The 26,002-nt window shown below is 75.3% G+C and carries 23 protein-coding genes; 12 read left to right on the top strand and 11 right to left on the bottom strand.

Annotated elements, in window-relative coordinates; genetic code table 11:
• Window positions 1-117: 117 nt before the first annotated feature.
• The 3 genes from Q1K26_RS07935 to yaaA all read right to left on the bottom strand — a co-directional run bounded on the left by Q1K26_RS07935 (window position 118) and on the right by yaaA (window position 3,697).
• Window positions 118-1,452 carry a DEAD/DEAH box helicase gene (locus tag Q1K26_RS07935; RefSeq protein ID WP_300009085.1) on the bottom strand — a complete coding sequence of 445 codons (1,335 nt, stop codon included), beginning with the start codon at window positions 1,450-1,452 and terminating at the stop codon, window positions 118-120.
• Between the two features lie 363 nt (window positions 1,453-1,815).
• Window positions 1,816-2,739, bottom strand: a complete 924-nt coding sequence (locus tag Q1K26_RS07930) for an RIO1 family regulatory kinase/ATPase (RefSeq protein ID WP_300008920.1) — start codon at window positions 2,737-2,739, stop codon at window positions 1,816-1,818.
• Window positions 2,740-2,947: 208 nt separating this feature from the next.
• Window positions 2,948-3,697: a peroxide stress protein YaaA gene (gene yaaA / locus Q1K26_RS07925; RefSeq protein ID WP_300008919.1), complete on the bottom strand. Its 750-nt coding sequence runs from the start codon at window positions 3,695-3,697 to the stop codon at window positions 2,948-2,950.
• Between the two features lie 172 nt (window positions 3,698-3,869).
• On the opposite strand from yaaA, the gene Q1K26_RS07920 reads away from it, so the two are divergent.
• From Q1K26_RS07920 to Q1K26_RS07910, 3 genes are all read left to right on the top strand, one after another.
• On the top strand, window positions 3,870-5,162 hold the full coding sequence (locus Q1K26_RS07920) for a bifunctional o-acetylhomoserine/o-acetylserine sulfhydrylase (RefSeq protein WP_300008918.1): 1,293 nt from the start codon (window positions 3,870-3,872) through the stop codon (window positions 5,160-5,162).
• A gap of 14 nt (window positions 5,163-5,176) precedes the next feature.
• A complete protein-coding gene (locus Q1K26_RS07915) occupies window positions 5,177-6,319 on the top strand; it encodes a homoserine O-acetyltransferase (protein WP_300008917.1) in 1,143 nt (380 codons plus the stop codon).
• Window positions 6,320-6,446: 127 nt separating this feature from the next.
• A complete protein-coding gene (locus Q1K26_RS07910) occupies window positions 6,447-8,195 on the top strand; it encodes a proline--tRNA ligase (protein WP_300008916.1) in 1,749 nt (582 codons plus the stop codon).
• Window positions 8,196-8,208: 13 nt separating this feature from the next.
• On the opposite strand, the gene Q1K26_RS07905 is transcribed toward Q1K26_RS07910, so the two are convergent.
• Window positions 8,209-10,008, bottom strand: a complete 1,800-nt coding sequence (locus Q1K26_RS07905) for a serine/threonine-protein kinase (protein WP_300008915.1) — start codon at window positions 10,006-10,008, stop codon at window positions 8,209-8,211.
• Between the two features lie 190 nt (window positions 10,009-10,198).
• Here Q1K26_RS07905 and Q1K26_RS07900 point away from each other — a divergent pair, with 190 nt between their 5' ends.
• From Q1K26_RS07900 to Q1K26_RS07890, 3 genes are read left to right on the top strand one after another with little or no spacing between them, the layout of a single operon-like run.
• Window positions 10,199-11,773 (top strand): hypothetical protein, encoded by a 1,575-nt coding sequence (locus tag Q1K26_RS07900; RefSeq protein WP_300008914.1) that lies wholly within the window; start codon window positions 10,199-10,201, stop codon window positions 11,771-11,773.
• A gap of 12 nt (window positions 11,774-11,785) precedes the next feature.
• The gene (locus tag Q1K26_RS07895) at window positions 11,786-12,205 is read left to right on the top strand and encodes a hypothetical protein (protein ID WP_300008913.1); all 420 of its coding nucleotides are present in this window, start codon (window positions 11,786-11,788) and stop codon (window positions 12,203-12,205) included.
• Between the two features lie 2 nt (window positions 12,206-12,207).
• On the top strand, window positions 12,208-13,587 hold the full coding sequence (locus Q1K26_RS07890; protein WP_300008912.1) for an FHA domain-containing protein: 1,380 nt from the start codon (window positions 12,208-12,210) through the stop codon (window positions 13,585-13,587).
• A gap of 23 nt (window positions 13,588-13,610) precedes the next feature.
• Here Q1K26_RS07890 and Q1K26_RS07885 read toward each other — a convergent pair whose 3' ends face one another.
• Window positions 13,611-15,704 carry a cation:proton antiporter gene (locus Q1K26_RS07885; RefSeq protein WP_300008911.1) on the bottom strand — a complete coding sequence of 698 codons (2,094 nt, stop codon included), beginning with the start codon at window positions 15,702-15,704 and terminating at the stop codon, window positions 13,611-13,613.
• A 117-nt stretch (window positions 15,705-15,821) separates the two neighbouring features.
• Here Q1K26_RS07885 and Q1K26_RS07880 point away from each other — a divergent pair, with 117 nt between their 5' ends.
• Window positions 15,822-16,688 carry a protein kinase gene (locus Q1K26_RS07880; RefSeq protein WP_300008910.1) on the top strand — a complete coding sequence of 289 codons (867 nt, stop codon included), beginning with the start codon at window positions 15,822-15,824 and terminating at the stop codon, window positions 16,686-16,688.
• A gap of 28 nt (window positions 16,689-16,716) precedes the next feature.
• Here the strand turns inward: Q1K26_RS07880 and Q1K26_RS07875 are convergent, their stop codons facing one another.
• Entirely contained in the window at window positions 16,717-17,367 is a 651-nt protein-coding gene (locus Q1K26_RS07875) for a TetR/AcrR family transcriptional regulator (protein WP_300008909.1), read from the bottom strand.
• 85 nt (window positions 17,368-17,452) lie between these two features.
• Here Q1K26_RS07875 and Q1K26_RS07870 point away from each other — a divergent pair, with 85 nt between their 5' ends.
• Window positions 17,453-18,415: an NAD(P)-dependent alcohol dehydrogenase gene (locus Q1K26_RS07870; RefSeq protein ID WP_300008908.1), complete on the top strand. Its 963-nt coding sequence runs from the start codon at window positions 17,453-17,455 to the stop codon at window positions 18,413-18,415.
• Window positions 18,416-18,462: 47 nt separating this feature from the next.
• Here the strand turns inward: Q1K26_RS07870 and Q1K26_RS07865 are convergent, their stop codons facing one another.
• The 3 genes from Q1K26_RS07865 to Q1K26_RS07855 form a co-directional block, all read right to left on the bottom strand.
• Window positions 18,463-20,214: a serine/threonine protein kinase gene (locus Q1K26_RS07865; RefSeq protein WP_300008907.1), complete on the bottom strand. Its 1,752-nt coding sequence runs from the start codon at window positions 20,212-20,214 to the stop codon at window positions 18,463-18,465.
• A 62-nt stretch (window positions 20,215-20,276) separates the two neighbouring features.
• Entirely contained in the window at window positions 20,277-21,269 is a 993-nt protein-coding gene (locus Q1K26_RS07860; protein WP_300008906.1) for a hypothetical protein, read from the bottom strand.
• 56 nt (window positions 21,270-21,325) lie between these two features.
• Window positions 21,326-21,739, bottom strand: coding sequence for a secondary thiamine-phosphate synthase enzyme YjbQ (locus tag Q1K26_RS07855; RefSeq protein ID WP_300008905.1), 414 nt, complete (start codon window positions 21,737-21,739; stop codon window positions 21,326-21,328).
• Window positions 21,740-21,766: 27 nt separating this feature from the next.
• Here Q1K26_RS07855 and Q1K26_RS07850 point away from each other — a divergent pair, with 27 nt between their 5' ends.
• Window positions 21,767-22,804 carry an aminotransferase gene (locus Q1K26_RS07850; protein WP_300008904.1) on the top strand — a complete coding sequence of 346 codons (1,038 nt, stop codon included), beginning with the start codon at window positions 21,767-21,769 and terminating at the stop codon, window positions 22,802-22,804.
• Between the two features lie 61 nt (window positions 22,805-22,865).
• On the opposite strand, the gene Q1K26_RS07845 is transcribed toward Q1K26_RS07850, so the two are convergent.
• Together Q1K26_RS07845 and Q1K26_RS07840 are read right to left on the bottom strand one after the other, a co-directional pair.
• Window positions 22,866-23,306: a ferritin-like domain-containing protein gene (locus Q1K26_RS07845; RefSeq protein WP_300008903.1), complete on the bottom strand. Its 441-nt coding sequence runs from the start codon at window positions 23,304-23,306 to the stop codon at window positions 22,866-22,868.
• Window positions 23,307-23,337: 31 nt separating this feature from the next.
• A complete protein-coding gene (locus Q1K26_RS07840; protein ID WP_300008902.1) occupies window positions 23,338-23,820 on the bottom strand; it encodes a hypothetical protein in 483 nt (160 codons plus the stop codon).
• A gap of 166 nt (window positions 23,821-23,986) precedes the next feature.
• Between Q1K26_RS07840 and rimP the strand changes: the two genes are divergently transcribed.
• The 3 genes from rimP to Q1K26_RS07825 are packed head-to-tail and all read left to right on the top strand — an operon-like array spanning window position 23,987 to window position 25,922.
• Window positions 23,987-24,520, top strand: a complete 534-nt coding sequence (rimP, locus tag Q1K26_RS07835; protein ID WP_300008901.1) for a ribosome maturation factor RimP — start codon at window positions 23,987-23,989, stop codon at window positions 24,518-24,520.
• Window positions 24,517-25,560, top strand: coding sequence for a transcription termination factor NusA (nusA, locus tag Q1K26_RS07830; RefSeq protein WP_300008900.1), 1,044 nt, complete (start codon window positions 24,517-24,519; stop codon window positions 25,558-25,560). Before rimP ends, nusA begins: the two co-directional genes overlap by 4 nt.
• A 2-nt stretch (window positions 25,561-25,562) precedes the next feature.
• Complete coding sequence (locus tag Q1K26_RS07825) at window positions 25,563-25,922, top strand: YlxR family protein (protein ID WP_300008899.1); 360 nt, start codon at window positions 25,563-25,565, stop codon at window positions 25,920-25,922.
• Window positions 25,923-26,002 lie beyond the last annotated feature (80 nt).

Raw genomic sequence — 26,002 nt, 5'->3', positions numbered from 1 at the left:
CGCCGTCCCGACCCGGCGAGTCCGGCGTCGGGAACGCAGGGTCGGCGTTCGCCCCGCGACGACGACGGCGCAGCACCCCGGTGTCGGGGTGCCGCGCCTGCGCTGTCGTGCGGTCGGTCAGGCCGCGCTGCGTCGCCCGCCGGAGCGGGGACGCCCGCCCCCCTGGCCGCCACGTCCGCCCTGTCCGCCACGCCCGCCCCGGATGCCGCCGCCGGCCCCGGGTGCGCCGCGCCGACGGCCGCCACCGCTGCCTCGCGGCTGCTGGGCGGGCTTGGGGGGATCGATGATCGGCACGCCGGACGGGGTGCGCGCGCCGGTGACCCGGGTCAGCGCTGCGTCGCCGGGCGCGACGTCGGTGTGGGTGGCCCGCACGCCCGCCAGCCGGGTGAGCCGTTCGACGTCGCGCCGCTCCGGCGGGGTGACCATCGTGACCACGGTGCCCGCGTCGCCGGCGCGGGCGGTGCGGCCCGCGCGGTGCAGGTAGTCCTTCGGGTCGGCGGGCGGGTCGACGTGCACCACGAGGCTCACGTCGTCGACGTGGATGCCGCGGGCGGCCACGTCCGTGGCGACCAGCACGGGCGTCTGCCCGTCCTTGAACTCCGCGATCGCCCGGTTGCGGGCGTTCTGCGCCTTTCCGCCGTGCAGGGCACCGGCGTTGACGCCGTCGCGGCGCAGGCCCTTCACCAACCGGTCCACGCCGTGCTTGGTGCGCACGAACAGGATGGTGCGCCCGTCGCGGGCGGCGATCTCGGTGATCACGCGGGGTTTGGACGCCAGGTCGACGTGCAGCACGTGGTGGTCCATCGTCTCCACCTGCGCGGTGGAGGAGGCGATCGAGCGCGTGACCGGGTCGGTGAGGTACTGGCGCACCAGGGTGCCCACGTCGCCGTCGAGGGTGGCGGAGAACAGCAGCCGCTGGCCCTGCGGGGTGAGGTCGAGGATCTTGCGGACCTGGGGCAGGAAGCCCATGTCGGCCATCCGGTCGGCCTCGTCGATCGCGGTGATCTCGATGCCGGACAGGTCGCAGGTGCGCTGCGTGGTGTGGTCGGTGAGTCGGCCGGGGGTGGCGACCAGCAGGTCGATCCCGCGGCCCAGCTCGGCGGCCTGCCGGTTGAACGACATGCCCCCGACGACCGAGGTGGTGGTCAGCCCGAGCACCCTGGCGAACGGCGTGAGCGCGTCCACGACCTGCGTGGCCAGCTCCCGGGTGGGGACCAGCACGAGGCCGCGGGGACGGCGGGGCTGCGCGCGGCCGCCGGCGAGCCGCGAGAGCAGCGCCAGGCCGAAGGCGAGCGTCTTGCCCGAGCCGGTCTGGCCGCGACCGAGCAGGTCACGCCCGGCGACGGTGTCGGGCAGCGTGGCGGCCTGGATCGGGAACGGCTCGGTGAAGCCCTCGGCGTCCAGGGCGCGCACGATCGCCTCGGGGAGACCGAGCTCGGCGAAGGTGGGCATGCCGCTCTCCGGCACGGTCCACAGGACCTCGGGCACCGACGGTGCCGAGGGGCGCTGCGTGTGGGCGGCCGGGCCGCGCCCGCGGCCCGAGGTGGGACGGCCGCCGCCGCCGGAGCGGCGGGGGCGGGGGTTCGCCGAGAAGTTCGCACGGCGAGCAGAGCTGGGGGATGACAAGTAGACCTCCGGGACGTGGCACGTCGCGCGGAGAAGCAGCGCCGAGATGACGGGCTGAGACTCGACAGACGAGCCGGAGCGCAGACGTTGCGCCCGAGTAGGTACTGCAGGTGCGCTCGGCGATGGACCGTGTGTCGGGCCGGGCGCTCGAGATCCACCCTAGCGCGCCGGCCCGACACCCATCGACGCCTACCGCTGTGACGTTCCCGTCGCACCCGGCATCCCGACGGCGACGAGCAGCTCGTCGAGCAGGATGTCGGGCTGCCCGACCTGCGGCGGCAGGCCTCGTGCGGCGAACCAGTCCCCGATCCGCCGCACGTCGCGGGCCAGGAACTCGGGCCCCTGCGGGTTGCCGACCACGTCCACGACCTGCGGGAGGTCGATCAGGACCAGCCTGCGCGGGTCGGACGGCGTGGAGTGCACCAGCAGGTTGTAGGCCGACAGGTCTCCGTGGGTCAGCCCGTGGCGGGCCAGCCCGAGCAGCGCGTCGACGAGCTGGTGCCAGAGGTCACACAGGGTCTCGGTGTCGGGGCGCAGCTCCGCGAGCCGGGGTGCCGCGGTGCCGTCGTCGGTGCCGAGGAACTCCAGCAACAGCTCGGTTCCGTGGACCTGCACGGGGTAGGGGACCGCCACGCCGCTGCTCCACAGCCGTGCCAGCGCCGCGAACTCCGCTCCCGCCCACTGGCCGGCCAGCAGGTCGCGGCCGAACCCGGTGCGGTTGGCCATGGCGCGGGTCTCCCGGGAGCGGCGTACGCGCCGGCCCTCCAGGTAGCCGGCGTCGCGGTGGAACATGCGGTGCTCGGCGCAGCGGTAGCGCTTGGCGGCCATGAGCACGCCGCGCCCGGTGCCGGGCACGGCGCGCTCGACGAGGTGGACGTCGGCCTCCTTGCCGGTCTTGACCACGCCGAGCTCGGTGTCCACCGCGGCGTGCTCGGTGATCACCCAGTGCGGCAACGGGTCGGGGCCGTGCTCGGCCCCGTCCCATGTGGACCATCGGTCGCCCTCGGGCGGGCCGTCGGGATCGGAGCCCGCGCGCTCGTCCAGCTCGGTGAGCGGGACGCGGCGGCGGGGGGTGCGGGGTTCGTCGTCGAAGCGGCGCCGACGGGAACGCATGGGTTCGAACCGGGACAACGGGGGCTCCTGTGGAGTGGCGCCCCGCGCCTGTGTCAGCGAGGGGCGGAGGGGATCGGACGAGGGCGTGCGTCGACCCGGGCGGCGATGGACACGGACACCTCCTCGCGATCGGCTCCGGCGGACCCTCCGGCCGGTCGGGCACACCCTGGCGGGTCCCGCGACGGCCCGCAACCCGTTTACGGGCGGGTCAGGCCGGGATGACGACGTGCAGGCCCGTCGGGGTCGGGCGCTCGACCCGCAGGCCGGCCCGGCGCAGCAGCACCGCCACCGCGGCGGCGTCGGTCGGTTCGGCGCGCGTGCCGGCCAGTAACCGGGCGATGCGGCCCTTGTGGGCCTTGTTGAAGTGGCTGACGACGCTGCGGCGACCGTCCGCGCGCTCGGCCAGCACGTCGACGCCCACCGCCCCGGGGACGCGCCCCAGCGCCGCGTAGGACCCGGAGCGCAGGTCGACGACCAGCCCGTCGTCGGCGACGCCGCGCAGCAGCGGTTCGAGCAGCGGCTTCCACGCCGCCGCCAGCGTGCCGCGGCCGGGCAGCGCCGAGCCCGCCGAGAGCCGGTAGGCCGGCACCGGGTCCTCGGCGCGCAGCAGGCCGAACAGCGCCGAGGAGACGGCCAGGCGCTCGCGGGCCCGCCCGGCGGCGGCGCCGCGCAGCGACCGCACGTCGAGGGCGTCGTAGAGGACACCGGTGTAGCGGTGCAGGGCGGGCATCGTGGGCGAGGTGCGCAGCGCGGCGTTGCGGGCGATCTCGCCGTCCTGCGCCGGCGAGAGGCCCAGCGCCGCACGGGCGGCGGGCACGTCGGCCGCGAGCTCGACCAGCGCGTCGACGAGGTCCGTGCGCAGGGGGTCGAGCCCCGGGTGGCTCAGCGCCTCCAGCGCCAGGGGTGGCCCGTCGCCGCCGTCGATCTTCGTCTCCGACGGGGGGAGCAGCACGAGCACACCCGAACGGTAGCGGGGCGGGCCGTTGTGCCGAGGTGGCGACCCCTTTAGGGTCGGGTCCGTGATCCGCCTCGTGACCCGCCGGCATGTGGACTACATGCGCGTCACGAGCACGGCCTGTCGACCCGGCCGCTGACCGCTCCTGCACGCCCCTTTCTCTCTGGAGACACGTATGTCCGAATCCTGGTCCTTCGAGACCAAGCAGGTCCACGCCGGTGCCGCGCCCGACCCCACCACCGGAGCCCGGGCCACCCCGATCTACCAGACCACGGCCTACGCCTTCCGCGACACCGACCACGCCGCCGCCCTGTTCGGCCTGGCCGAGTTCGGCAACATCTACACGCGGATCATGAACCCGACGCAGGACGTCGTGGAGCAGCGCGTCGCCGCGCTCGAGGGCGGCGTCGCCGCCGTCGCGCTGGCGTCCGGGCAGTCGGCCACCACGCTCGCGATCCTCAACATCGCCGAGTCCGGCGACCACATCATCTCGGGCGCCTCGCTCTACGGCGGCACCTACAACCTGTTCCACTACACGCTGCCCAAGCTGGGCATCGAGGTCACGTTCGTCGACGACGACGACCTGGACGGGTGGCGGGCCGCGGTGCGGCCGAACACGAAGCTGTTCTACGCCGAGACCGTGGGCAACCCGCGCAACAACGTGCTCGACATCCGCGCGGTGGCCGACGTCGCCCACGAGGTCGGGGTACCGCTGGTGGTGGACAACACCGTCCCCACACCGTTCCTGCTGCGTCCGATCGAGCACGGCGCCGACATCGTCGTGCACTCGGCCACGAAGTTCCTCGGCGGGCACGGAACCGCGATCGGCGGCGTCGTCGTCGACTCCGGCGCCTTCCCCTGGGCCGACCACGCCGAGCGCTTCCCCGGCCTCACCACCGCGGACCCGAGCTACCACGGCCTGGTCTACACCGACGCGCTCGGCCCGCTCGCCTACGCGATCAAGCTGCGGGTGCAGCTGCTGCGCGACATCGGCCCGGCCATCGCCCCGCTCAACAGCTTCCTGCTCATCCAGGGCATCGAGACGCTGTCGCTGCGGATGGAGCGCCACACCTCCAACGCGCAGGCACTGGCCGAGTGGCTGGAGGCGCGTGACGAGGTGGAGACCGTGTACTACGCGGGCCTGCCCTCGAGCCGGTTCCACGCGGCGGCGCAGAAGTACCTGCCGCGCGGCGCGGGCGCGATCGTCGCGTTCGACATCGTGGGCGGGGTCGAGGCGGGCAAGAGGTTCGTCGACGCCCTGGAGCTGCACAGCCACCTCGCCAACATCGGCGACGTGCGCAGCCTCGTGATCCACCCGGCCAGTACCACCCACAGCCAGCTCACCGCCGAGGAGCAGGCCGCCACCGGCGTGACCCCGGGCCTGGTGCGGCTCTCGGTCGGGCTGGAGGGCATCGAGGACATCAAGGCCGACCTCGAGGCGGGCTTCCGGGCGGCCAAGGGCGCCTGAGGCATGATCCAGCGGTGACCAGCACTGTCAGCTCCCCTCCCGCCACCGGTGCGTGGCGGGAGGGGAGCGACCCCGGCCGGCGCCGGTGGATCTCGCTGCCGGGCCCGTTCGCCGTGGAGTCCGGGGCCACGATCCCCGGGGTCCGGATCGCCTACGAGACGTGGGGCACGCCCAACGCCGACGCGTCCAACGCGGTGCTGGTCCTGCACGCGCTCACCGGCGACACCCACCTCACCGGCCCCGCCGGGCCCGGCCACCCCACGCCGGGATGGTGGGACACCCTGGTCGGCCCGGGGCGCCCGCTCGACCCGGCACGCTGGTTCGTGGTGGCGCCGAACGTCATCGGCGGCTGCCAGGGCAGCACCGGTCCGGCGTCGACGGCACCGGACGGGCGCCCGTGGGGGAGCCGCTTCCCGCTGGTGACGCCGCGCGACGCGGTGGCCGCCGAGGTGGTGCTGGCCGACGCGCTGGGCGTCGGACGGTGGGCGTGCGTCGTCGGCGGGTCGATGGGCGGGATGCGGGCGCTGGAATGGGCGGCGTCGCACCCGTCGCGGGTGGAGCGGCTGTGCCTGCTGGCCTGCCCGGCGGCCACCTCGGCCGACCAGATCGGCTGGGCGTCGCCGCAGATCGCGGCCATCCGCAGCGACCCCGGCTGGCGGGGCGGCGACTACCACGACGCCGCCCCCGGGGAGGGCCCGCACCGCGGCCTGGGCATCGCCCGACGGATCGCGCACCTGAGCTACCGCAGCGGGTTCGAGCTGGCCGAGCGGTTCGGCCGGGACCCGCAGGACGGCGAGGACCCCTGGCACGGCGGCCGCTACTCGGTCGAGAGCTACCTCGACCACCACGCGGCCAAGCTCGTGCGCCGCTTCGACGCCGGTTCCTACGTGCGGCTGACCGAGATGATGAACGCCCACGACGTCGGGCGCGGCCGCGGCGGCGTGGCGGCCGGGCTGGCGCTGGTCACGGCCCGCACGCTGGTGGGCGGGGTGAGCACCGACCGGCTCTACCCGCCCGAGCAGCAGCACGAGCTGGCCGCCGGCATCCCCGGCTCCGGCCCGGCGCGGATCATCGAGTCCCCGTACGGCCACGACGGCTTCCTCATCGAGGCCGAGCAGGTGGGCGCGCTGCTGACCGAGCTGCTCGCGCAGCACTAGCCGCTCCCCGACCGCACTTCGGAGCCGCAACGCACTTCCGGTGGCCCCGGAACAGCAGTACGGCTCCGAAGTGCGGGGGCGGGAACCGGGGGGACGGGGGTCGGGGTGGGTCGTTAGTCTTCTGCGGGTGCTGACCAGGATGTCGTCGCTGTTCCTCCGGACCCTGCGCGAGGACCCGGCCGACGCGGAGGTGCCGAGCCACCGGCTGCTCGTCCGCGCCGGCTACGTCCGCCGCGTCGCCCCGGGGGTGTACTCGTGGCTGCCGCTGGGGCTGAAGGTGCTGCGGGCGATCGAGCAGGTCGTGCGCGAGGAGATGGACGCCATCGGCGCCCAGGAGATCCACTTCCCCGCGCTGCTGCCGCGGGAGCCCTACGAGGCCACCGGCCGCTGGACCGAGTACGGCGACAACCTGTTCCGCCTCAAGGACCGCCGCGGCAACGACTACCTGCTCGGTCCCACGCACGAGGAGCTGTTCACCGCGGTCGTCAAGGGCGAGTACAGCTCCTACAAGGACTACCCGGTGATGCTCTACCAGATCCAGAACAAGTACCGCGACGAGGCGCGGCCCCGCGCGGGCATCCTGCGCGGTCGCGAGTTCCTCATGAAGGACTCCTACTCGTTCGACCTCACCGACGACGGCCTGGCGGAGTCCTACGCCAAGCACCGCGCCGCCTACGTGAAGATCTTCGACCGGCTGTCGATGGACTACGTGATCGTCGCGGCCACGTCGGGCGCGATGGGCGGCTCGGCGTCGGAGGAGTTCCTGGCTGTCGCCCCGACCGGCGAGGACACCTACGTCCGCAGCCCCGGCGGGTACGCCGCCAACGTCGAGGCCGTCACCACGCCCGCCCCGCCCGCCCGGGAGATCGAGGGCCTGCCCGCCGCGCAGGCCCATCACACGCCGAACACGCCGACCATCGAGACGCTGGTGACGTTCCTGAACGGGGCCGGGCTCGGCCGCACGTTCACCGCGGCGGACACCCTCAAGAACGTGCTGGTCAAGACCCGCAGGCCGGGGACGACGGAGTGGACGCTGCTCGGCGTCGGGGTCCCCGGCGACCGCGAGGTCGACATGAAGCGCCTGGAGGCCGCGCTGGAGCCGGCCGAGGTGGCGCTGCTGGAGGAGGCCGACTTCGTCCGGGCGCCGTTCCTGGTCAAGGGCTACATCGGTCCGGCGTCGCTGGCCGCCAACGGCGTGCGCTACCTCGTCGACCCGCGCATCGTCGACGGCACGGCCTGGGTGACCGGTGCGGACAAGCCCGACCACCACGTCGTCGACCTGGTGTGCGGACGCGACTTCACCCCGGACGGCACGATCGAGGCCGCCGAGGTGCGCGCGGGCGACCCCGCCCCGGACGGCTCCGGTCCGCTGGAGGCCGCGCGCGGCATCGAGATCGGGCACGTGTTCCAGCTCGGCCGCAAGTACGCCGACGCGGCGGCGCTGGACGCGCTGGGGCCCGACGGCAAGCCCGTGCGGATCACGATGGGCTCCTACGGCATCGGCGTCTCACGGCTGGTCGCGGCCATCGCCGAGCAGAACCACGACGACTCCGGGCTGGTCTGGCCGCGCAGCGTCTCCCCGTTCGACATCCACCTCGTGGTGGCCGGCAAGACCGAGGAGATCGCGACCGGGGCCGAGACGCTGGCCGGTGAGCTGGACGCCGCCGGCCTGCGGGTGCTGCTCGACGACCGCAAGGCCTCGCCCGGGGTGAAGTTCGCCGACGCCGAGCTGATCGGCGTGCCCACGATCGTCGTGGTCGGCCGGGGACTGGCGAACGGGCTGGTCGAGGTCAAGGACCGGCGCAGCGGCGAGCGCAGCGAGATCGCGCTCGAGGCGGCCGTGGCCCACCTGCGGGCCGCCGTGCACGGCGGCTGACGCCGCGGTCGGGTCAGCGCTCCGCGACGAAGTCGACCGAGGTCCACCAGTCGTAGAGCGCGGCCGCGTCGGACCCCGCGTTGCTGACGTACCCGATCGCCACGGCCGACTCGTCGGTCCAGAACAGGTAGGCGAAGCCGTCCTCGGGGTCGGTGAAGCAGGCCAGCTGCCCGCCCAGTGACCCGCTGGCCCGGGAGTAGATCGCCCGGGCGTCGACGTTGGCGCCGCAGTCCTCGATGAGCCCGGGCTCGGCCGCGATCCCCTCCGCCGCGGCCAGCGACTCGAAGGCGTCGTCCATCTCCGCGACCGACGCGTAGCGCGCGAACGTCGCGCCCGTCGGCCCGACGCCGGTCGTCGGGTTCGACGGGCACGCCACGAACGCCGTGGCGCCCGTCAGCGCCTGGGGCTCGCAGTTGGACTCGCCGTAGCCGAGGGGCAGCTCGGCGAGCAGCAGGTCGGTCGCGGGGGTCGCCGCCGTCGATGTCGGGGGGATCGTCGTGGGCCCGGTGGTGACCGGCGGCGTCGTCGCGGGCGGCTGGGCCACCGGCGTGACGCCCCCACCCCCGCCGAACCCGCCGGTGAGTGCGAAGGCGACGCCGCCACCGATCGCGGCGAGCACGACCAGCACGGCGGCGACGATCAGGCCCGTCCGGTTCTTCCTCGGCGGCGGCTGCGGGGGGTGGTAGGTGGGGTTGGACGGGTGCGACCCGCCCGCCCACGGCGGCTGCCCGCCCCAGGCCTGGGTCGGGGCCTGGCCGTAGGCGGGCTGCTGGCCGTAGGCGGGCTGGCCGTACTCGGGTTGCTGGCCGTACGCGGCGTTCCACGACGGCGCTGCCTGCGGGGAGGAGTTCCACCCGGGCGGGATGACGGCCGTGCCGGGCGGCGGGGACGCCTTGTGCAGGTCGGGCGGGGCCGCCGATCCGGCCCAGGCGGCCGTGGCGTCCGCGCTCGCGGGGTCGGTGCGCCAGCCGCCGATCTCCGCGCGGGCCGCCGTGGCCAGCGCTCCCGCGGACGCCGTGCGCTGGGCGGGGTCCTTCGCCATGCCCTGGGCCACGACCGCGTCCAGCCCCGAGGGCAGGTCGGGCCGTGCGGTGCTCGGCCGCGGTGGCGGGGCGTTGAGGTGGCTGTGCATCAGGGTGGCCATGTCGCCCTCGAACGGCGGGCGCCCGGTGAGCGCCTGGTGCAGCACGCAGGCCAGCGAGTACACATCGGCGCGCGGATCGCCCTCGACCCCGGCGAAACGCTCCGGCGCGATGTAGGCCAGCGAGCCGGGCATCGTGCCCGCGCGGGTGAGCGCGGGGTCCTCGCCCACGCCCTCCTGGGCACGGGCGATGCCGAAGTCGAACAGGTAGGCGAACACCTCGCGGTCGACCTGCCCGCCGGTGACGCCGGCGAGCAGCACGTTGGACGGCTTCACGTCCCGGTGCACCAGACCCTCGGCGTGCGCGGCGTCGAGGGCGGCGGCGATCTGCGACACCACCGACACCGCGACGTCCGGGGCCATCGCACCGTGGGTCTTGAGCCAGGTGGCGAGGTCGGTGCCCTCCACGAGCCGCATGTCGAGGTAGAGCCGGCCGTCGATCTCGCCGAAGCGGTGGATCGGCACGATGTGCGGCTCGCGCAGCCGGGCCGCGGCGCGGCACTCGCGCTTGAAGCGCTCCTGGTACTCCGCGTCCTCCGCGAGGTGCGGCGGCAGGACCTTCAGCGCCACCCGGCGGTCGGTGTCGGTGTCGTGGGCCCGGTAGACCTCACCCATGCCGCCGCGGCCGAGCAGCTCCTCGATGCGGTACGGCCCGAACGTCGAGTCCAACACGTCACTTCTCCCGCTCTGTCGTGGGCCGGTCCCGGTCCCGCACCCACCCTGGACCTTGTCGCGCGCAGGGTCGCGGGTGCTACCACTCCGGTGCACCGAATGGGTAACACCCGCTGCCGGGACCGGTCCCGGTGACGGCAGGATGTGATCCGCTCGTCGCGACGCCGTCACGTATCCAGGGGAGTGGACCATGCGCGAGGACACCATCCGGCTCCCGGGTGCCGCCGCGGGGCCGGACCCGGCGCCCGGTGCGGTGCAGCCCGGCGACCTCACGCCTGAGCTGATCGCCACCGACTGGTGGTCCGACGACCAGGTGGCGCGGGCCGGGATCCCGGTCGTCGACGTCCCGTTCGTGTCGGTCGGCGGGGGCATCGGCTCCTTCGTAACGGTGGACTACCTGCGGATCTGCGGCGTCCCGACCTCGGCGATCCGCGTGCTCACCCAGCTGGAGAGCCCCTGGGAGAGCTACGAGTACCTCACGCGGGTCTCGCAGATCCCGCGCGCCGAGCGGCTGCGCAGCGACTCGGCGTCCTGCCCGGACAACATCTGGGGCTTCCCCAGCTACGCGGTGCGCGAGGCGCTGGCGACGCGGTCGGTGAAGCCGCTGATCCAGATCGCCGTCGAGCCGATCTTCGACGACTACTACACACCGAGGGCGGGGCAGGCGTTCGAGTCGATGGAGCGCGAGCACGACCGCATCTCCTACGCCGACACCGTGGTCAAGGGCCAGGTGCGGATGGTGCGCAGGCGGATCGGTGGTGGTTACTTCACGATCCTCACCCCGGCCGAGGGCACCAGCCCCACGCGGCGCGTGGCCTTCCGCAGCCGCTACGTGCACGTGGCCGTCGGGTACCCGGGCCTGAAGTTCCTGCCCGACCTCATGGCCTACCGCGAGCAGCACCGCGACTACTCCTCGGTCGTCAACGCCTACGAGCCGCACGAGCAGATCTACCAGCGCCTGCACGCCGCGCCGGGCACCGTGCTGGTCCGCGGGGGCGGGATCGTGGCCTCGCGGGTGCTGCAGCGGCTCGTCGACGACCGCGACGCCCGCGGGCTGCAGACCCAGATCCTGCACGTGTTCCGGACCTTCGTGCGGGGGGCCCACGGGCCGCACGTCTGGATGCGCCGCCGCGGCGGCGACGGCTGGGCCTACCAGGGCTTCAACTACCCGAAGTCGGTGTGGGGCGGTCAGCTCAAGGCCCGGGTGCGCAAGCTGGAGGGTCAGGACCGCGCCGAGCTCTACAAGCTCTTCGGCGGCACCAACACCCCGATCCGGCGCAACTGGCAGGAGCAGATGCGGCGCGGGCGCCGGGAGCGCTGGTACCACGCGTTCCAGGGGGAGATCACCGGCCTGACGCCGGGCCCGCCCGGCACCGTCGACGCCTCGCTGACGACCGAGCACGGCCCGCGGGACGTGCGCGTGATGGGCGTCATCGACTGCACCGGGCTGGAGGCCGACATCCGCGAGCACCGCGTGCTGGCCGACCTGCTCGACCACGGCGGCGCGGGACGCAACCCGCTGGGCCGCCTCGACGTCGAGCGCAGCTTCGAGGTGCGCGGCACCCGCAGCGAGCCGGGCCGCATGTACGCCTCCGGCACGGCCACCCTCGGTGGATACTTCCCCGGCGTCGACACCTTCCTCGGACTGCAGATCGCCGCCCAGGAGATCGCCGACGACCTCGCCACACTGGGTTTCTGCGCCAACCTCGGACCGGTCCGCTCCACCCGGCAGTGGTGGCTGTGGGCCCGCGGCCGCAAGATCTGAGAGGAACGACCCGTGCTCCCCACCCTGAACGGCCGGATCCAGACCCGGGTGTTCGTGCTGCTCGTCGTCGGCGGGATCTGGACGCTGCTGCTCACCCCGCTGATCGGGCAGAGCTACGCCACCACCTACGTCGTGCTGCTGGCCGTGACCGTCCTCGGCGTCGGCTGGGAGCTGGTCTACCACTTCATCCAGCAGTTCCGCTGGGAGAAGGACTGGCCCACGTTCTTCGGGCTGGTCACGCTCGTCAACGAGGGTGCGCTGCTGTGGCTGCTGATCAGCGCAGGCGCCGTCCCCGGCCTGCCGGCGCAGGTGCCGTTCGGGGCCTTCCTCGTCCAGTTCCTCACCACCTGGATCATCGTGTGGCTCGTCGTCAACGGGCCGATGCGCGTGCCGTTCGTGCACTGGCGCTTCCGCGGCGGGAGGCTGATCTGATCATGGGTACCGACACGGCACGGGCCGTCGTGCTCCCCGGCGACGGCCTGGTGGCGCGCTATCCGGGGATCCTCTGCGTGGCGCGCTGCCCCGACCCGGCCACGTTGCACCGGCTGCTGGAGATCTGCCGCGCCGCGGCGGGCCCGGACCCGGGTCGCCCGCTCGCCCGCAGGCTCGCGATGTGGCTCGGTGGCAGCGACGCCCCGCCGCACGGCCTCGACTTCGGGACCGTGGCCTCCACCGGTGACGCCACCGCCGTGTTCCTGTCCGGCGCGGTGCGGGCCCGGGTGGGCGACACGGTGCTCACCGGCGCCGACGCGGCGGCCTGGACCGACCGGCTCGTCCCGCACCGCGGCGGCCCGGTGCGGCTGGCCCTCGACGGGGCGGCGAACGGTTCCGGCCCGGTCACCGAACTGCTGGATCTGCGCGGCGGGGTCGTCGCGGGCGGCGGGGTCGAGCTCGTCTCCTCCTCCGTCGCCTCCTCCGCCGGGCCCGAGCCCGCCGTGGTCGCCGGGGCCCGCCACGGCGTCCCGAGAATCGAGGACGTCCCGAACATCAACGCCGAGCCGACGCTGACCGACGCGGAGCCGGTCCCGGATCCCGCAGCGGACGAGCCGCCGATTCCCGCCGCCGTCCCCTCCGCCGCCGACCCGCCTGCCGCCGACCCGCCTGCTGCCGACCCGCCCAATCTGGGCAAGTCGGGGCCCGGTCGCGATCCGGAGGACACCGGCCCGATCCCGAGCGCGGCGCAGGCCGCCCGGCCGCCCCGGCGCTCCGACGCGATCATCGGGGTGGCGCCGGCCGAACCGCCGCGGGCCCCGCTGGATGCGGGGGAGCCGGTGGGCACGGGCAGCCGGTCGACGGCGGCTCCGAACCCGACGACCGGCGTGCCGGTGACGCCCCGGGAGGGGGAGGCCCGTGGACACCTGTGCTCGCGCGGGCACCTCAACGACCCGCGCTCCCACTTCTGCGTGCTGTGCGGGATCCGGATGAACGAGCGTACCGGCGTGCTGGTGATCGGGGCCCGGCCGCCGCTGGGGCTGCTGGTGTTCGACGACGGCGCCACCTACACCGTCGACGCCGAGTACCTGGTCGGCCGGATGCCCGAGTCCGACGAGCGGGTGCGGTCGGGCACGCTGCGCTCGATCGTGGTCGAGGACCGCTCCGGTGCGGTGTCGCGCGTGCACGCCGAGGTGCGGGTCGACGGCTGGGACGTCGTGCTCGTCGACTCCGGCTCGCGCAACGGCACGTTCGTGGCGGCCCCGGGCGACCCGGCGTGGACCCCGGTGCCCGCGCGCCAGTCGCGTCGGCTGGTGCCCGGCACCAGGGTGCGCCTGGGCGGGCGGACGTTCGTGTTCGAGTCGCCGTCCGGGGTGCGCTGAGGTCCCGGTCGTGGCCAAGTCTTCTAGTCGGGGCTCGCCGGTTGGGGCTGCCCCACGGTGATGCGGGCGAGCGCCTGGCCCAGGTCGTCGTCGACGTCCACCGCGGCCGGCCGGACCCGCAACAGCAGCGTCGGCTCCGGGAGGCCGGTGGGGGCCTGCGCGGAGTCGGGGAGCACCGCGACGGCGGCCCCGGGCAGGTCCTCCGGGGTCGACGGGCGCGCCGCCACCCCGCGCCGGACCAGCGCGGCGGCGGCCGCGGTCGAGCGCCGCGAGCCGCGGCGGCCGTCGAGCGCCTCCACCGCCACCTCCTGCGCGGACCGCAGCGCCAGGTGCGCGGCCATCCGCAGCACCGCCCGACCGGCTGCCGCGCCGTCGATCAGCGCGAGCGCCGCCCCGGCGGCGCCGGGCCCGCCGGGGATCCGCGCGGCGACCACGGTGGCCTCCGGCACCGCGGCCAGCGCCGCGACCTGGGCGGCGGCGCGGGCGGGATCGTCGGAGTCCTCGGCGAGCAGCACCACGTCCGCGGCCACGCTGATGGCGAGTGCGGACAGCGCGGCGCCGGGCTCGGCGGCGAAGCGGGCCACCACCGAGCACGGCGTGCCGCACGCCTCGAGCTCGCGGGCCAGCACGCGCAGCTCGTCACCCGCGGCGGCGATGATGGCGAGCTCCGCACCCAGCCCGCTCGCGACCTCCAGCTCCACCTGCGCGGGCAGCAGCCGGCACAGCACGACCCGGGCGGGGTGCTCGCGGCCGGTGAGGTCGCGGGCCAGCTCGGCGACCGGGCGCCCGCCCGCGGGATCCTCGATCACCGCGAGCACCGTGTACGCGTCGACCTCGCCCAGCTCGGCCCGCTCCGCCGCGGCCAGCTCGCGGGCGAGCACCCGGTCGGGGTAGAACACCCGCAGCAGCGGCCCGGTCATGGCCGTCGTCACCAGGGCCATGATCACCATGAGGGTGAACATCGTGGGGTCGAGCACCCCGAGCTGGACCCCGACCTGCAGGATGACGATCTCGGTGAGCCCGCGCGTGTTCATCAGCAGGCCCAGCGCGCCCGACTCGCGCTGCGACATCCCCTGCGTGCGCGCGGCTACGGCGGCCCCGAGGAACTTGCCGGCGACGGCCGCGAGCAGGATCAGCGCGAGCTGCCAGACGCCGGACAGGCCGATCGCCCCGATGTCCACCTGCAGCCCGGCGACGACGAAGAACACCGGCAGCAGCAGGAGCAGGCTGACCTGCTCGAGGCGCTCGAGGATCTCCCGGCTCAGGGCCGCGGCGTCGCGGCGGGGCATGACCGCCCCGAACAGGAACGCACCGAAGATCGCGTGGACGCCGATCAGGTCGGTCACCCAGGCCGACAGGAACAGCCCGGCGAGCACGACGGCCAGGATGTCGGGGGTGAGCCGGCCCGCCCGGGCGTGCCAGGCGACGAGGCGCGCCAGCAGCGGGCGCACCGCGAAGAACATGACCAGGACGAACAGCACCGTCCAACCCATGATCACCAGCGCGCCCCCGAGGCTACCCCCCGCCGCCACCGCGACGACGATCGCCAGCAGCGACCAGCCCAGCACGTCGTTGATCGCGGCGCAGGCCAGCGAGAGCACACCGATCCGGGTGCGTTGCATGCCGCGCTCGGTGAGGATCCGGGCGAGCACCGGCAGCGCAGTGATCGACATCGCGACGCCGAGGAACAGCACGAACGCCAGCGGGTTGACGGTCTCGCCCTGTGCCTGCGCGTGCAGCGGGTACAGGATCAGCGCGGCCCCGGCGCCCAGCGCGAAGGGCAGCACGAGCGACCCGGCCGCGACCGCCCCCGCGATCCGCTGCCGGCCGCGGATCAGGGACAGGTCGACCTCGAGCCCGACGATGAACATGAACAGCGCCAGCCCGAGCTGGGCGATCACCGACAGGTAGGGCCGGACGTCGGCCGGGAACAGGACCTGGTCGAGCTGCCCGGGCAGCGCCCCGAGCAGGGTGGGCCCCAGCGCGATGCCGGCCACGATCTCGCCGATCACCGCGGGCTGGCCCAGCCGCCGGAACAGCCGGCCCACGAGGCGGGCGGCCACCACCACGATCGCGATGTCCAGCAGGACGAACGCGATCACGTGCTTCAGATCCATCCGGGATTCCCTCCGGGCGCGTGACCCCTGCGAGCGCGCCACCGGGCGCAGCGGCGGGCGTATGTTAGCCGTCACGGCGGGGCGTGAGGATCCGCCGACGAAGGTCCAGGAGTCGACGTGGACGCTCCCGTCACCGGCGCCTCGGCGTCGACCGGCCCCGCCCGCCTGCCCGCGGCCGTCGCCGACTACGAGATCGTCCGGCTGCTCGGGGAGGGCAACCACGGCCGCTACTACCTGGCCCGGCCGCCGGTGCGGCTCGGCCTGGCCGAGGAGTTCGTGGCGCTCAAGGTGTTCGGCGACCGGGTCGGGGAGCAGGCCTACGAGCGCGGGGTGCGCGAGCTGCGGGCGTTCGCCGCGGTGCGCTCGGAGCACCTGGTGCGCGTGTACGACGCCGTCCTCGAGGACAGCTTCGTGTACGCGATGGAGTACTTCCCGCTCGGCTCGCTCGCCGCGCCCGGCTGTCCGCTCACGCGGGGGACCGTCGTCACCGCACTGGAGCACGCGGCCCGGGCCGCGCACGCGCTGCACGAGGCGGGGCTGGCCCACGGCGACATCAAGCCGGCCAACGTGCTGCTGGCCGGGGAGGAGCGCGGCGCTCCCACCGGAGGGCGGCTGTCGGACCTGGGCCTGGCCCGCTACCTGAGCCCGGGCACCACGCTCACCGGCATGGGCCGCGCCAGCTCCGTGGAGTTCACCGATCCCGACCTGCTCGCCGGGGCCCGACCCTCCCGGCGCACCGAGGTGTGGGCTCTGGGTGCCACCATCCACCGGGCGCTGGCCGGTGAGGGGCTCTACGGCGAGCTGCCCGACTCCCAGCCGCTGCTCGCGATCCGCAAGGTGCTCTCCGCGCAGCCGCAGGTGCACGCCGGTCTGGCCCCGGGGGAGGCGGCGCTGGTGCGCGCCTGCCTGGCCGAGGGCACCGCGCGGCTCGCCACCGCCGAACAGGTGGCCGACCGGCTGGCCGGCCTGGCCGCCGCCGGCTGACCGCCACGCCGCGCGGGCCCGGCGACCGCTAGGCCGCGCCCAGCTGCCCGTCGAGGCCGTCGAGGATCAGGTCGAGCCCGAAGGCGAACTCGTCGGCGAAGACGTAGTCCCTCCCCACGACCTGCTCGGTGATCATCTCCACCAGGCACGGGTACACGTCGGCCGGCAGCGCCCGGCGGATCCCGGACACGAAGTCCTCCGCGGTCTCGCCCGCGTCGAAGGGCAGGGTGAGCTCGGTGAGCACGAACCCGTACACGTAGGCGTCGATCACCGAGAACGCGTGCGACGCCAGTGCGACGGGGAAGCCGTTGTGGCGCAGGCACGCGAGCACCGACTCGTGGTGGCGCAGCAGGGCCGGGCCGGGCGAGCGGCGCGACTCGATGAGCCCGAGCGCCCAGGGGTGGGCGGCCAGTGCCCGCCGGGCCGATGCGGCACGGTCGATCATCGCCTGGCGCCACGGGTCCCGCGGAGCGGGCAGGGCGATCCGGCTGAAGACCCAGTCCGCGAGCCCGTCGAGCAGGGCGTCCTTGCCGGCGAGGTGGTGGTAGAGCGACATCGCCTCGACGCCGAGCTCCCTGCCGACGGTGCGCATGCTCACCTGCTCGCGGCCACCGCGGTCGGCGACGCGCACCGCCGCGTCGATGATGCGCTCCCGGGTGAGCGCGGGCCGCCGGGGCATCGCGTTCGTCCTTACGTACGGAGTTGCCGACTTACAGTTGTAAGGTTAGCATTCGAGCGGAACTTACGGGTGTAAGGAGACAGTCATGCGGGCAGCGGTCGTCGACCGGTACGGCTCACCGGAGGTCGTGCGGGTCGCGGAGGTGCCCCGGCCGCAGGCGCGGCCGGGCGGGGTGCTGGTGCGGGTGCGGGCGGCGGCGGTGACCTCGGCCGACGCGCGCATCCGCGCGGCCCGTTTCCCCGCGGGCTTCGGGTTCCTCGCGCGGCTGGCCTTCGGGGTCGTCCGGCCGCGCCGCCCGATCCTGGGCGGCTCGTTCGCCGGGGTCGTCGAGGCGGTCGGCAGGGGAGTCTCCGGCCTGTCGCCGGGCGACGAGGTGTGCGGCATGACGGGCGTCACGCTCGGCGCGCACGCGGAGTACCTCGCCGTGCCGGCACGCAGGCTGGCCCGCGTCCCGTCCGGGATCTCCCACGACGACGCGGCAGGGGTGCTGTTCGGTGGCACGACGGCGCTGTACTTCCTGCGCGACCGGGCCTCGGTGGGGCCGGGCACGACCGTGCTGGTCAACGGCGCATCCGGGGCAATCGGCACCAACGCGGTGCAGCTCGCCGCGCACCTCGGCGCGACCGTCGTCGGGGTCACCAGCGCGCCGAACGCGGCGCTGGTCACCGAGCTGGGTGCGACCCGCGTCATCGACTACGCCGGCGACGCCCTCGCCACCACGGCCGAGCGGTTCGACGTGGTGCTCGACACCGTCGGCAGCCTGTCGATCCCCTCCGGACGGCGCCTGCTGCGCCCCGGCGGGAAGCTCCTGCTCGCCGTCGCGGGCCTCGGGGAGACGGTCCGGGCCCGCGGTGACGTCGCCACGGGCACCTCACCCGAGCGGGTCGCGGACTTCGAGCACCTGCTCGGCCTGGTGGCCGACGGCACGCTCGCCGTGGTGCACGACCGGGTCCCGGCCATGACGCCCCGGAACCTCGACGGCATCGCCGAGGCCCACCGTCGGGTCGACAGCGGCCGCAAGCGCGGCAACATCGTCGTGCGGCCCTGACCCGGGCCCCTGACCCGGGCACACGTGCGCACCGGCGTTCGCGCCGGTCAGAGGAACCCGCCTGCGGACCACCAGTCGTACAGCACGGCGGAGTCGCCGTCGGTGCGGGAGACGACGGCGCGCGTCAGCAGCCGGGTCTCGGTCCACTCGATCACCGCGCCGGCGGTGGCGTCGTCGCGGCACAGGAGCAGGCCCCCTGTGGTGCCGCGCACCCACTCGCCGGAGGTTGCGGTGCCGTCGCGGCAGGTGCTGATGTCCCCGACGGGCAGCCCGCGGGCAGTGACCTCGGCCTCGTGCGCGTCGGTCAGCGCACCGAGGTCGCGGTAGTGCAGGAAGACCGCGGAGCTCGGTCCGTCCGCCGGTCCACCGGCGCAGGTGACGGCGGCGTCGACGGCGGCGCCCTCCCGCTCGGGGGCGGGCACGCAGTCGGTCGAGCCGTAACCGACCGGCAGCACGGCCAGCAACGCGCGCTGGGCCTCGGTGGGCCCACCACCGGGCTGCGGTGGCGGATCGAGGGGCCCGAGCAGGTACACCGCGCCGGCCACCACCGCCGCGACGACGACCACGGCGGCGGCGACCAGCAGGCCGCGTCCCCGGCGGCGGGCCGGCGGCACCGCGGGCGGTACCGGCTGCGGGTGCCCGACGAGGGGGTGGCCGGGAGGCGGGATGGGCACGCGCGTGGTCGCCGCCCGCTGGCGGGGGGTCGCGGGCACCGGCGGCGGGAGGCCGGCGGCCCGGCCGCGCGGCCCGGCCCGGTCCACGGCAGGCCGGTGCGCCGGACCGGCGTCCGGGGGCGGGGCGGGGGCGCGCGGCGCGATTGTCGGCTCGTCGGGGGCGACGGCCCGCGCCACCGGTTCCGGCGCCACCCCGCGGGCCGGCCGGATCGGGGCGACGTCCGGCGCTGCCGCCGGCCCGCTGCCGGGCACCGTGGCCGGGCCCTCCAGCGCCTTGCGCGCGGCGGCGGCGAGCGCGCCGGCACTCGGGTAGCGCTGCGCCGGGTCCTTCGCCATCCCGCGCGCGACCACCTCGTCGAGCTCGACCGGTGCCGCGATCCGGTGCGCCGACGGCCGTGGCGGCGGCGTGCGCAGGTGCGCCCTCATCAGCGACGGCAGGCCCTGCACCGGGAACGGCTTCTCCCCGGTCAGGCACTCGTGCAGCACGCAGGCCAGCGCGTAGACGTCCGCGCGAGCGTCCACGGGCTGCTCCAGGAACCGCTCGGGCGCCATGTAGTCCAGCGTGCCCACCGCGGTGCCGGCGCGGGTGATGCCGGCCCCGGTGGTGTCGTTGGTGAGGGAGCGGGCGATCCCGAAGTCCACCAGGTAGGCGAAGTCGCCGTCGCCGCCCGCGTCCGCCGCCAGCAGCACGTTGGACGGCTTCACGTCGCGGTGGAGGAGCCCGGAGCGGTGCGCGGCGTCCAGGGCCCGCGCCACCTGCCCGACGATCGTGACGGCCCGCAGCGGCGCGAGGCGCCCGGTGCGGGCCACGACGTCGGCGAGGTCCTCGCCCTCGACCAGGCGCATGTCCAGGTACAGCCGGCCGTCGATCTCGCCCCAGCTGTGGATCGGGATCACGTGCGGGTCGGTCAGGCGCGCGGTGACCCGCGACTCGCGCAGGAACCGGCGGCGGTACTCCTCGTCGTCGCCGAGGTCGGCGTGCAGGAGCTTGAGCGCCACCGTGCGGTCCTGCTCCACGTGGTAGGCGCGGTGGACCTCGCCCATCCCGCCGCTGCCGAGCAGGCCGTCGAGCCGGTAGGGCCCGAACGTCTGCCCGTCGGTCCGCCCGGATGCCTGCGCCGCCACGATCCTCCCGCCCGTCGGACCTTCATCATCGACCGTCGGCGGCGGTCGGGCGCCACCCGGGGTCAGATGGTGGGCAGCCGCGCGCTGGCGACCATCGCGTCGAGGGCGGCGCGGTCGGGGACCGGCGGTGCCGACGCCGGACCGCCCACGGTGTCCCCGTTGACGAGGAGCACCGCCGTGCCGGGACCCGCACCGCTTCCGGGCGCGGGCACCGCGAGCACCAGGATCGTGCCGGAGGTGGCGAGGCAACCGTCGTCGACGGGGACCGTGACCGCGACCTCCACGAGCTGTCCGGTCGTCCCGCCGACGTCGACGGGACGCGGCGCGGAGAGCGCCACCCCGGGCTCGGCGCCGGTGGATCCGTAGAACCGGCGGCCGGTCTCGCGCCCGAACGCCTCCGCCACCGCGGCCGGCGGGCGTTCGCCCGCCACGAACGCCACCCCGGCGACGCCCCGGAAGTAGGCGCCGCCGTCGCACGAGTACGCCGGGCCGTAGGTCAGGCCGGTGAGTTCGGCACCGAGCACGAGGGTGGGGGCCGCGTCGGCGCTGTCCTCCCAGCCCGGGGGTACGGCGAAGGTCAGGGCCGGCGTGGCGACGGTGCGGAAGTCCGCGGGCACCGTCGAACCCGGGCCCCCACCGGCCGTGGTGGTGCGGACGAGCAGGAACGCGCCGACCCCCAGACCGGCGAGCACCAGCGCGCCGACGAGGACCAGCGCGACGATCCGCCCGCGCTCCCGGCGCGGCGGCTGCGGGGGCGGCCACCCGGGGGGCGGGGCGCCCCACGCCGGTTGCGGCGCCCACTGCTGCCCGGTCGGCGGGTACCCGGGAGGGGGCTGCGCGCCCCACGCCTGCTGCGGGCCCGGCCACCCGCCGGAGGGCTGCGGACCGCCACCCCATCCGGGACCACCCGGTCCCGGTCCGGGCGCCGGTCCGGGCCATGGCCCGGGTGGGCCCTGCGGAGGCGGACCCCACGCGGTGACCGACGGGTCGGGCGCGGGCACGTCCCGGGGCGCGTCGGGATCGGGGCCGGGCGGTCCCCCTCGCGGCGTGGTCACGGCGCGACCCTAACGCCGCTACCGGCGGTGCGCTGCGGACCGTCGGCCCGCCCGGGTCATCTCGCGGCCAGGAACGACAGGCGCACCGAACGGACCGGGTTGTCGCCGTTGGTGTCCACCAGGCACACCGACTGCCAGGTGCCCAGCGCGGGCCGTCCGCCGAGGACCGGCACCGACATCGACGGCGCGAGCAGTGCCGGCAGCACGTGGTCGCGGCCGTGTCCGGCGCTGCCGTGGCGGTGCCGCCACCGGTCGTCGCCGGGGAGCAGGGTGTGCAGGGCGTCGAGCAGGTCGGTGTCGCTGCCCGCGCCGGTCTCGATCACGGCGAGCCCGGCGGTGGCGTGCGGTACCCAGACGTGCAGCAGCCCGTCGGTCGCGTCGGTCGCGGCGAGGAACGCGTCGATCTCGGTGGTGAGGTCGACGACGGCCTCCGACCGGCCGCTGCGGATCTCGATCAGCTCACTGTGCATGCGGGTCGCCCGTCGTAGGTTGGTGCGGTGCGGAACGCCTTCGGTCAGGACTTCGACGTTCCCGACGCCTATCTCAACACCGCGGGCATCGGGGTGCCGCCGGTGGTCGCCGCCGACGCCGTCGCCGACGCCGTGTCGGGGTGGCGGACCGGCGCCGGGCGCCCGGGGAGCCACGACGCCGCCGTCGCGCTCGCGCGGTCGGCCTACGCACGGCTGGTGGGGGTGGCGGCCGACCGGGTCGCGATCGGCTCGACGGTGTCCGGGCTGGTGAGCCTGGCCGCCGCCGGGCTCGCGCCGCGCTCGCGGGTGCTCGTGTCCGAGGGCGAGTTCACCAGCCTCACCTGGCCGCTGGCCGCCCGCGGGCACGAGCTCGTGGAGGCTCCCCTCGCCGAGATCGGGGAACGGGCCGCCGGGTTCGACGCGGTCGCGGTCAGCGTGGTGCAGTCCGCCGACGGCGCGATCGCCGATCTCGACGCACTGCGCGCCGCCCGCGGGACACCCTCCGCCGGAGGAGGGGGCCGACCCGGCACCCGGGTGCTGCTCGACGCCACGCAGTCCGCCGGGTGGTTCGCCGCCGACCTCGGCTGGGCCGACGCCGTGGTCTGCGCCGGGTACAAGTGGTTGCTCAGCCCGCGAGGTGTCGCCTGGATGGCGGTGCACCCGGACTGGGAGCTGCCCCCGGAGCAGGCCGGCTGGTACGCGGGCGAGGACATCTGGTCGAGCATCTACGGCCTGCCGCCGCGGCTGGCGTCCGACGCGCGCGGGCTGGACACCTCGCCGGCCTGGTACGGCCACGCGGGCGCAGCCGTCGCCGTGCCGTGGCTCGCCACGCTCGACCGCGCCGCGGTGCACGCCCACTGCGCCGGGCTCGGCGACGCCCTGCGCGCCGGGCTGGGCCGGCGACCCACCGGGTCGGCGATCGTGTCCGTTCCTGCCCCCGACGCGGCGCGCCGGCTCGCCGCGGCGGGTGTCGCCTGCAGCGAGCGGGCGGGCGCCGCGCGTCTCGCGTTCGGCCTCTACTGCACCGCGGACGACGTCGCGGCCGCCCTGAACGCGCTCACCTGACCCGACTCGCACGCAGGCCCCGACTCGCGCGCACGCAGGGCCCGACTCGCGGGTGGGGCGGTCAGCGGCCGGGGAAGGGGGGGATGGGGGGCGGGGTGTTCGTCGCCTCGCGCCAGCGGCTGCAGCGCAGGGTCCCCTCGGTCAGGGCGTCGAGCGCGGCCTGGCGCAGGGGGCGGTCGGCGGTGCGCTCGACCACCGAGCGCCACGCGGCCAGCGCGTCGGTCTCGGCGACGAGTGCGAGCGCGGCCGCGGACCCTGCGTCGACCACCGGCTGCGGGATGGCGTACGCGGGCTGCGCCGACACCGGGCGGGCACCGATCTGGGTCAGGGTGGTCTCGACCTTGGCGCGCAGCGCCCGGTGCGCGTCGGCGTCCGCGCGGGCCTGGGCAGCCTGCGCGGCGTCCAGGTAGACCACCACGAGCCCGTAGCACCACAGCGCCGCGTGCTCGGCCGCCAGCGCGTCCTGCAGCGCGTTCGTGGCCGACTCGTCGATCGTGGACACGCCGCTCACGTCGTCCCCCGTCCGCCGGAACTCACGTCAGCACCGCCGCGTACGCGGCGCAGCAGGCCGAGATCGACGCGACCAGGCCGACCCGGTCGGCGGGCAGTTCCAGCGCCGCGGCGGTCGCGGCCGCGGCCGCGCCCTGCACGGCCGCGCGCACGTCGGCGAGCCCCGCGGGGGCGGGTGCCGGCGGGGTCGTGGGCGCCGCGCTCGCGGACGGGGTGGCGGCCAGGCGGGCGATCTCGGCGTCGAGCGCGTCGGCGTGCTGGGTGCGGGCGTCGCGCAGTGGGTCCAGGCGGGGGGCCAGGGCCGGGTCGGCGGCCACGGCCGCCGCGACGAGTGCCGCGTCGGCGCGGGCGGCGTCGGCCAGCGGGGTCAGGGAGTCCGGTTCCGGGGGCGCCGCCGGCGCGATGGAGCACCCGCCCAGCAGGCCCATGGCGGCCGGGGCGACGGCCAGGGCGGCGAGCACGCGGCGCCGCGGAAGCCGCCGTGGCTCGGTCCCTGCGCTGCTCATCGTCCCTCCCGCGGCACCCGTCCCGGCCCTACGCCGCCGGCGGTGGGCACCCATCCTGCCAGGCGCTCCTCGGGCCCCGACGGCCGGAGCGCGTGGGCCGGACCACCGCCGGTGGCGCGATAGGCTGACGGGCCCATCGGGCGGTCCGACCCCAGGAGAACTCGCCATGTCCTCGTCCCGCTCCGTGCAGCAGCCGCTGCTCGGCGTGCTCGAACCGCTCGTGCGCGACGCCGGGTTCGAGCTCGACGAGCTCGACGTGCGGGTCGCCGGCCGCCGCCACACCGTCAAGCTGGTCGTGGACGCCGACACCGGGGTGGACCTCGACGACATCGCCCGGCTCTCCCGCGCCGCCGCCACCGAGCTCGACCAGCACGAGCACCTGATCGGCGGCTCCTACACCCTCGAGGTCACCTCGCCCGGGGTGGACCGGCCGCTCACGCTGCCCCGGCACTGGCGTCGCGCGCGCCTGCGTCAGGTGGTGGTACGGCTGCGCGAGGGCGCCACCCTGGTGGCGCGCGTGGGCGAGGCGGGCGAGGACGCCGTCACGGTGCTGGTCGAGGGCGCGTTGCGCGAGCTGCGCTACGCCGACGTCGCGCACGCCGCGGTGCAGGTGGAGTTCCGGTCACCGCCCGACGCCGAGATCCGCCGCCTCGGCGGCACCCCCCACACAACTGAAGAAGACGCAGAGGACCCAGCATGAACGTCGACATCGCCGCGCTGCGCACCATCGAGCGCGACAAGGACATCCCGTTCGAGACGGTCATCGAGGCCATCCAGACGGCCCTGCTCACCGCGTACCGCCACACCGACGGCCACGAGCCGCACGCCCGCATCGACATCGACCGCAAGACCGGACTGGTCCGCGTCATGGCCTACGAGCCGGGCGAGGGGGGCGCCGTCGCCCGCGAGTGGGACGACACCCCGGAGGGCTTCGGCCGGATCGCCGCCACCACCGCCCGCCAGGTCATCCTGCAACGCCTGCGCGACGCCGAGCACGAACGCACCTACGGCGAGTTCTCCACCAAGGAGGGCGAGATCGTCGCCGGCGTCGTGCAGCGCGACGCCCGCGCCAACGCCCGCGGCGTCGTGATCGTCGCGCTCGGCGGGCAGACCGAGGGGGTCCTGCCGTCGGCCGAGCAGGTGCCGGGCGAGCGCTACGAACACGGCGACCGCATCCGCTGCTACGTCGTGGGGGTCACCCGCGGAATGCGCGGCACCCAGATCACGTTGAGCCGCACGCACCCGAACCTGGTGCGCAAGCTGTTCGCGTTCGAGGTCCCCGAGATCGTCGACGGCACGGTGGAGATCGTCGCGGTGGCCCGCGAGGCCGGTCACCGGTCCAAGATCGCGGTGCGGTCCACCGTGGCCGGGGTGAACCCCAAGGGTTCCTGCATCGGCCCGATGGGTCAGCGGGTGCGCGGCGTGATGAGCGAGCTGGCCGGTGAGAAGATCGACATCATCGACTGGGCCGAGGACCCGGCCACGTTCGTCGGCAACGCCCTGTCGCCGTCGAAGGTGGTGTCGGTCACGGTGATCGACGCGGCCACGCGGTCCGCGCGGGTCGTCGTCCCGGACTTCCAGCTCTCCCTCGCCATCGGCAAGGAGGGGCAGAACGCCCGGCTGGCGGCCAGGCTCACGGGGTGGCGCATCGACATCCGCAGCGACGCCGATCCGCGCGAGGCGTCGGGTGCCGATTCCGCCGTCCAGCGGCCCTCATCGGAGTCGGAGTCGGTCGGCTGAGGATGCCTGGGCTACACTCGGCGGCGGCCCACGACCCGGGCCGGCAACCCGCTCGACGCACCCCGGTGCGCACGTGCATCGGTTGCCGGACGAGGTCGGAGGCCGACGGTCTGTTGCGGGTCGTCGTGGTGCACGGGGCGCTCACCCCGGACCCACGCCGACGACTCCCCGGCCGGGGTGCCTGGCTGCATCCCGCGCTGGAGTGTCTCCACCGCGCCGAGCGCCGCTCGGCGTTCCCGCGGGCGCTCCGCGTCCCGGGGAAGCTGGACGTCGCCGCGGTGCGCGAGCACCTGATCGTTGCCAACGGGATCCGGGAGACACCCGGGTCCGTCACGGATGAGAGCAAGGTCGACCCGTCATGAGCCAGCTGTGAAGATCGCACCATGAACGTGCTTCGACACTAGGTTCGAGGTCGAGCGGGACCAGCCGCCGGCCTCCGAGA

It is taken from the genome of Pseudonocardia sp. (assembly GCF_029263155.1).
Classification (GTDB): domain Bacteria; phylum Actinomycetota; class Actinomycetes; order Mycobacteriales; family Pseudonocardiaceae; genus Pseudonocardia.
This window is presented reverse-complemented; position numbering and strand designations above follow the sequence as displayed.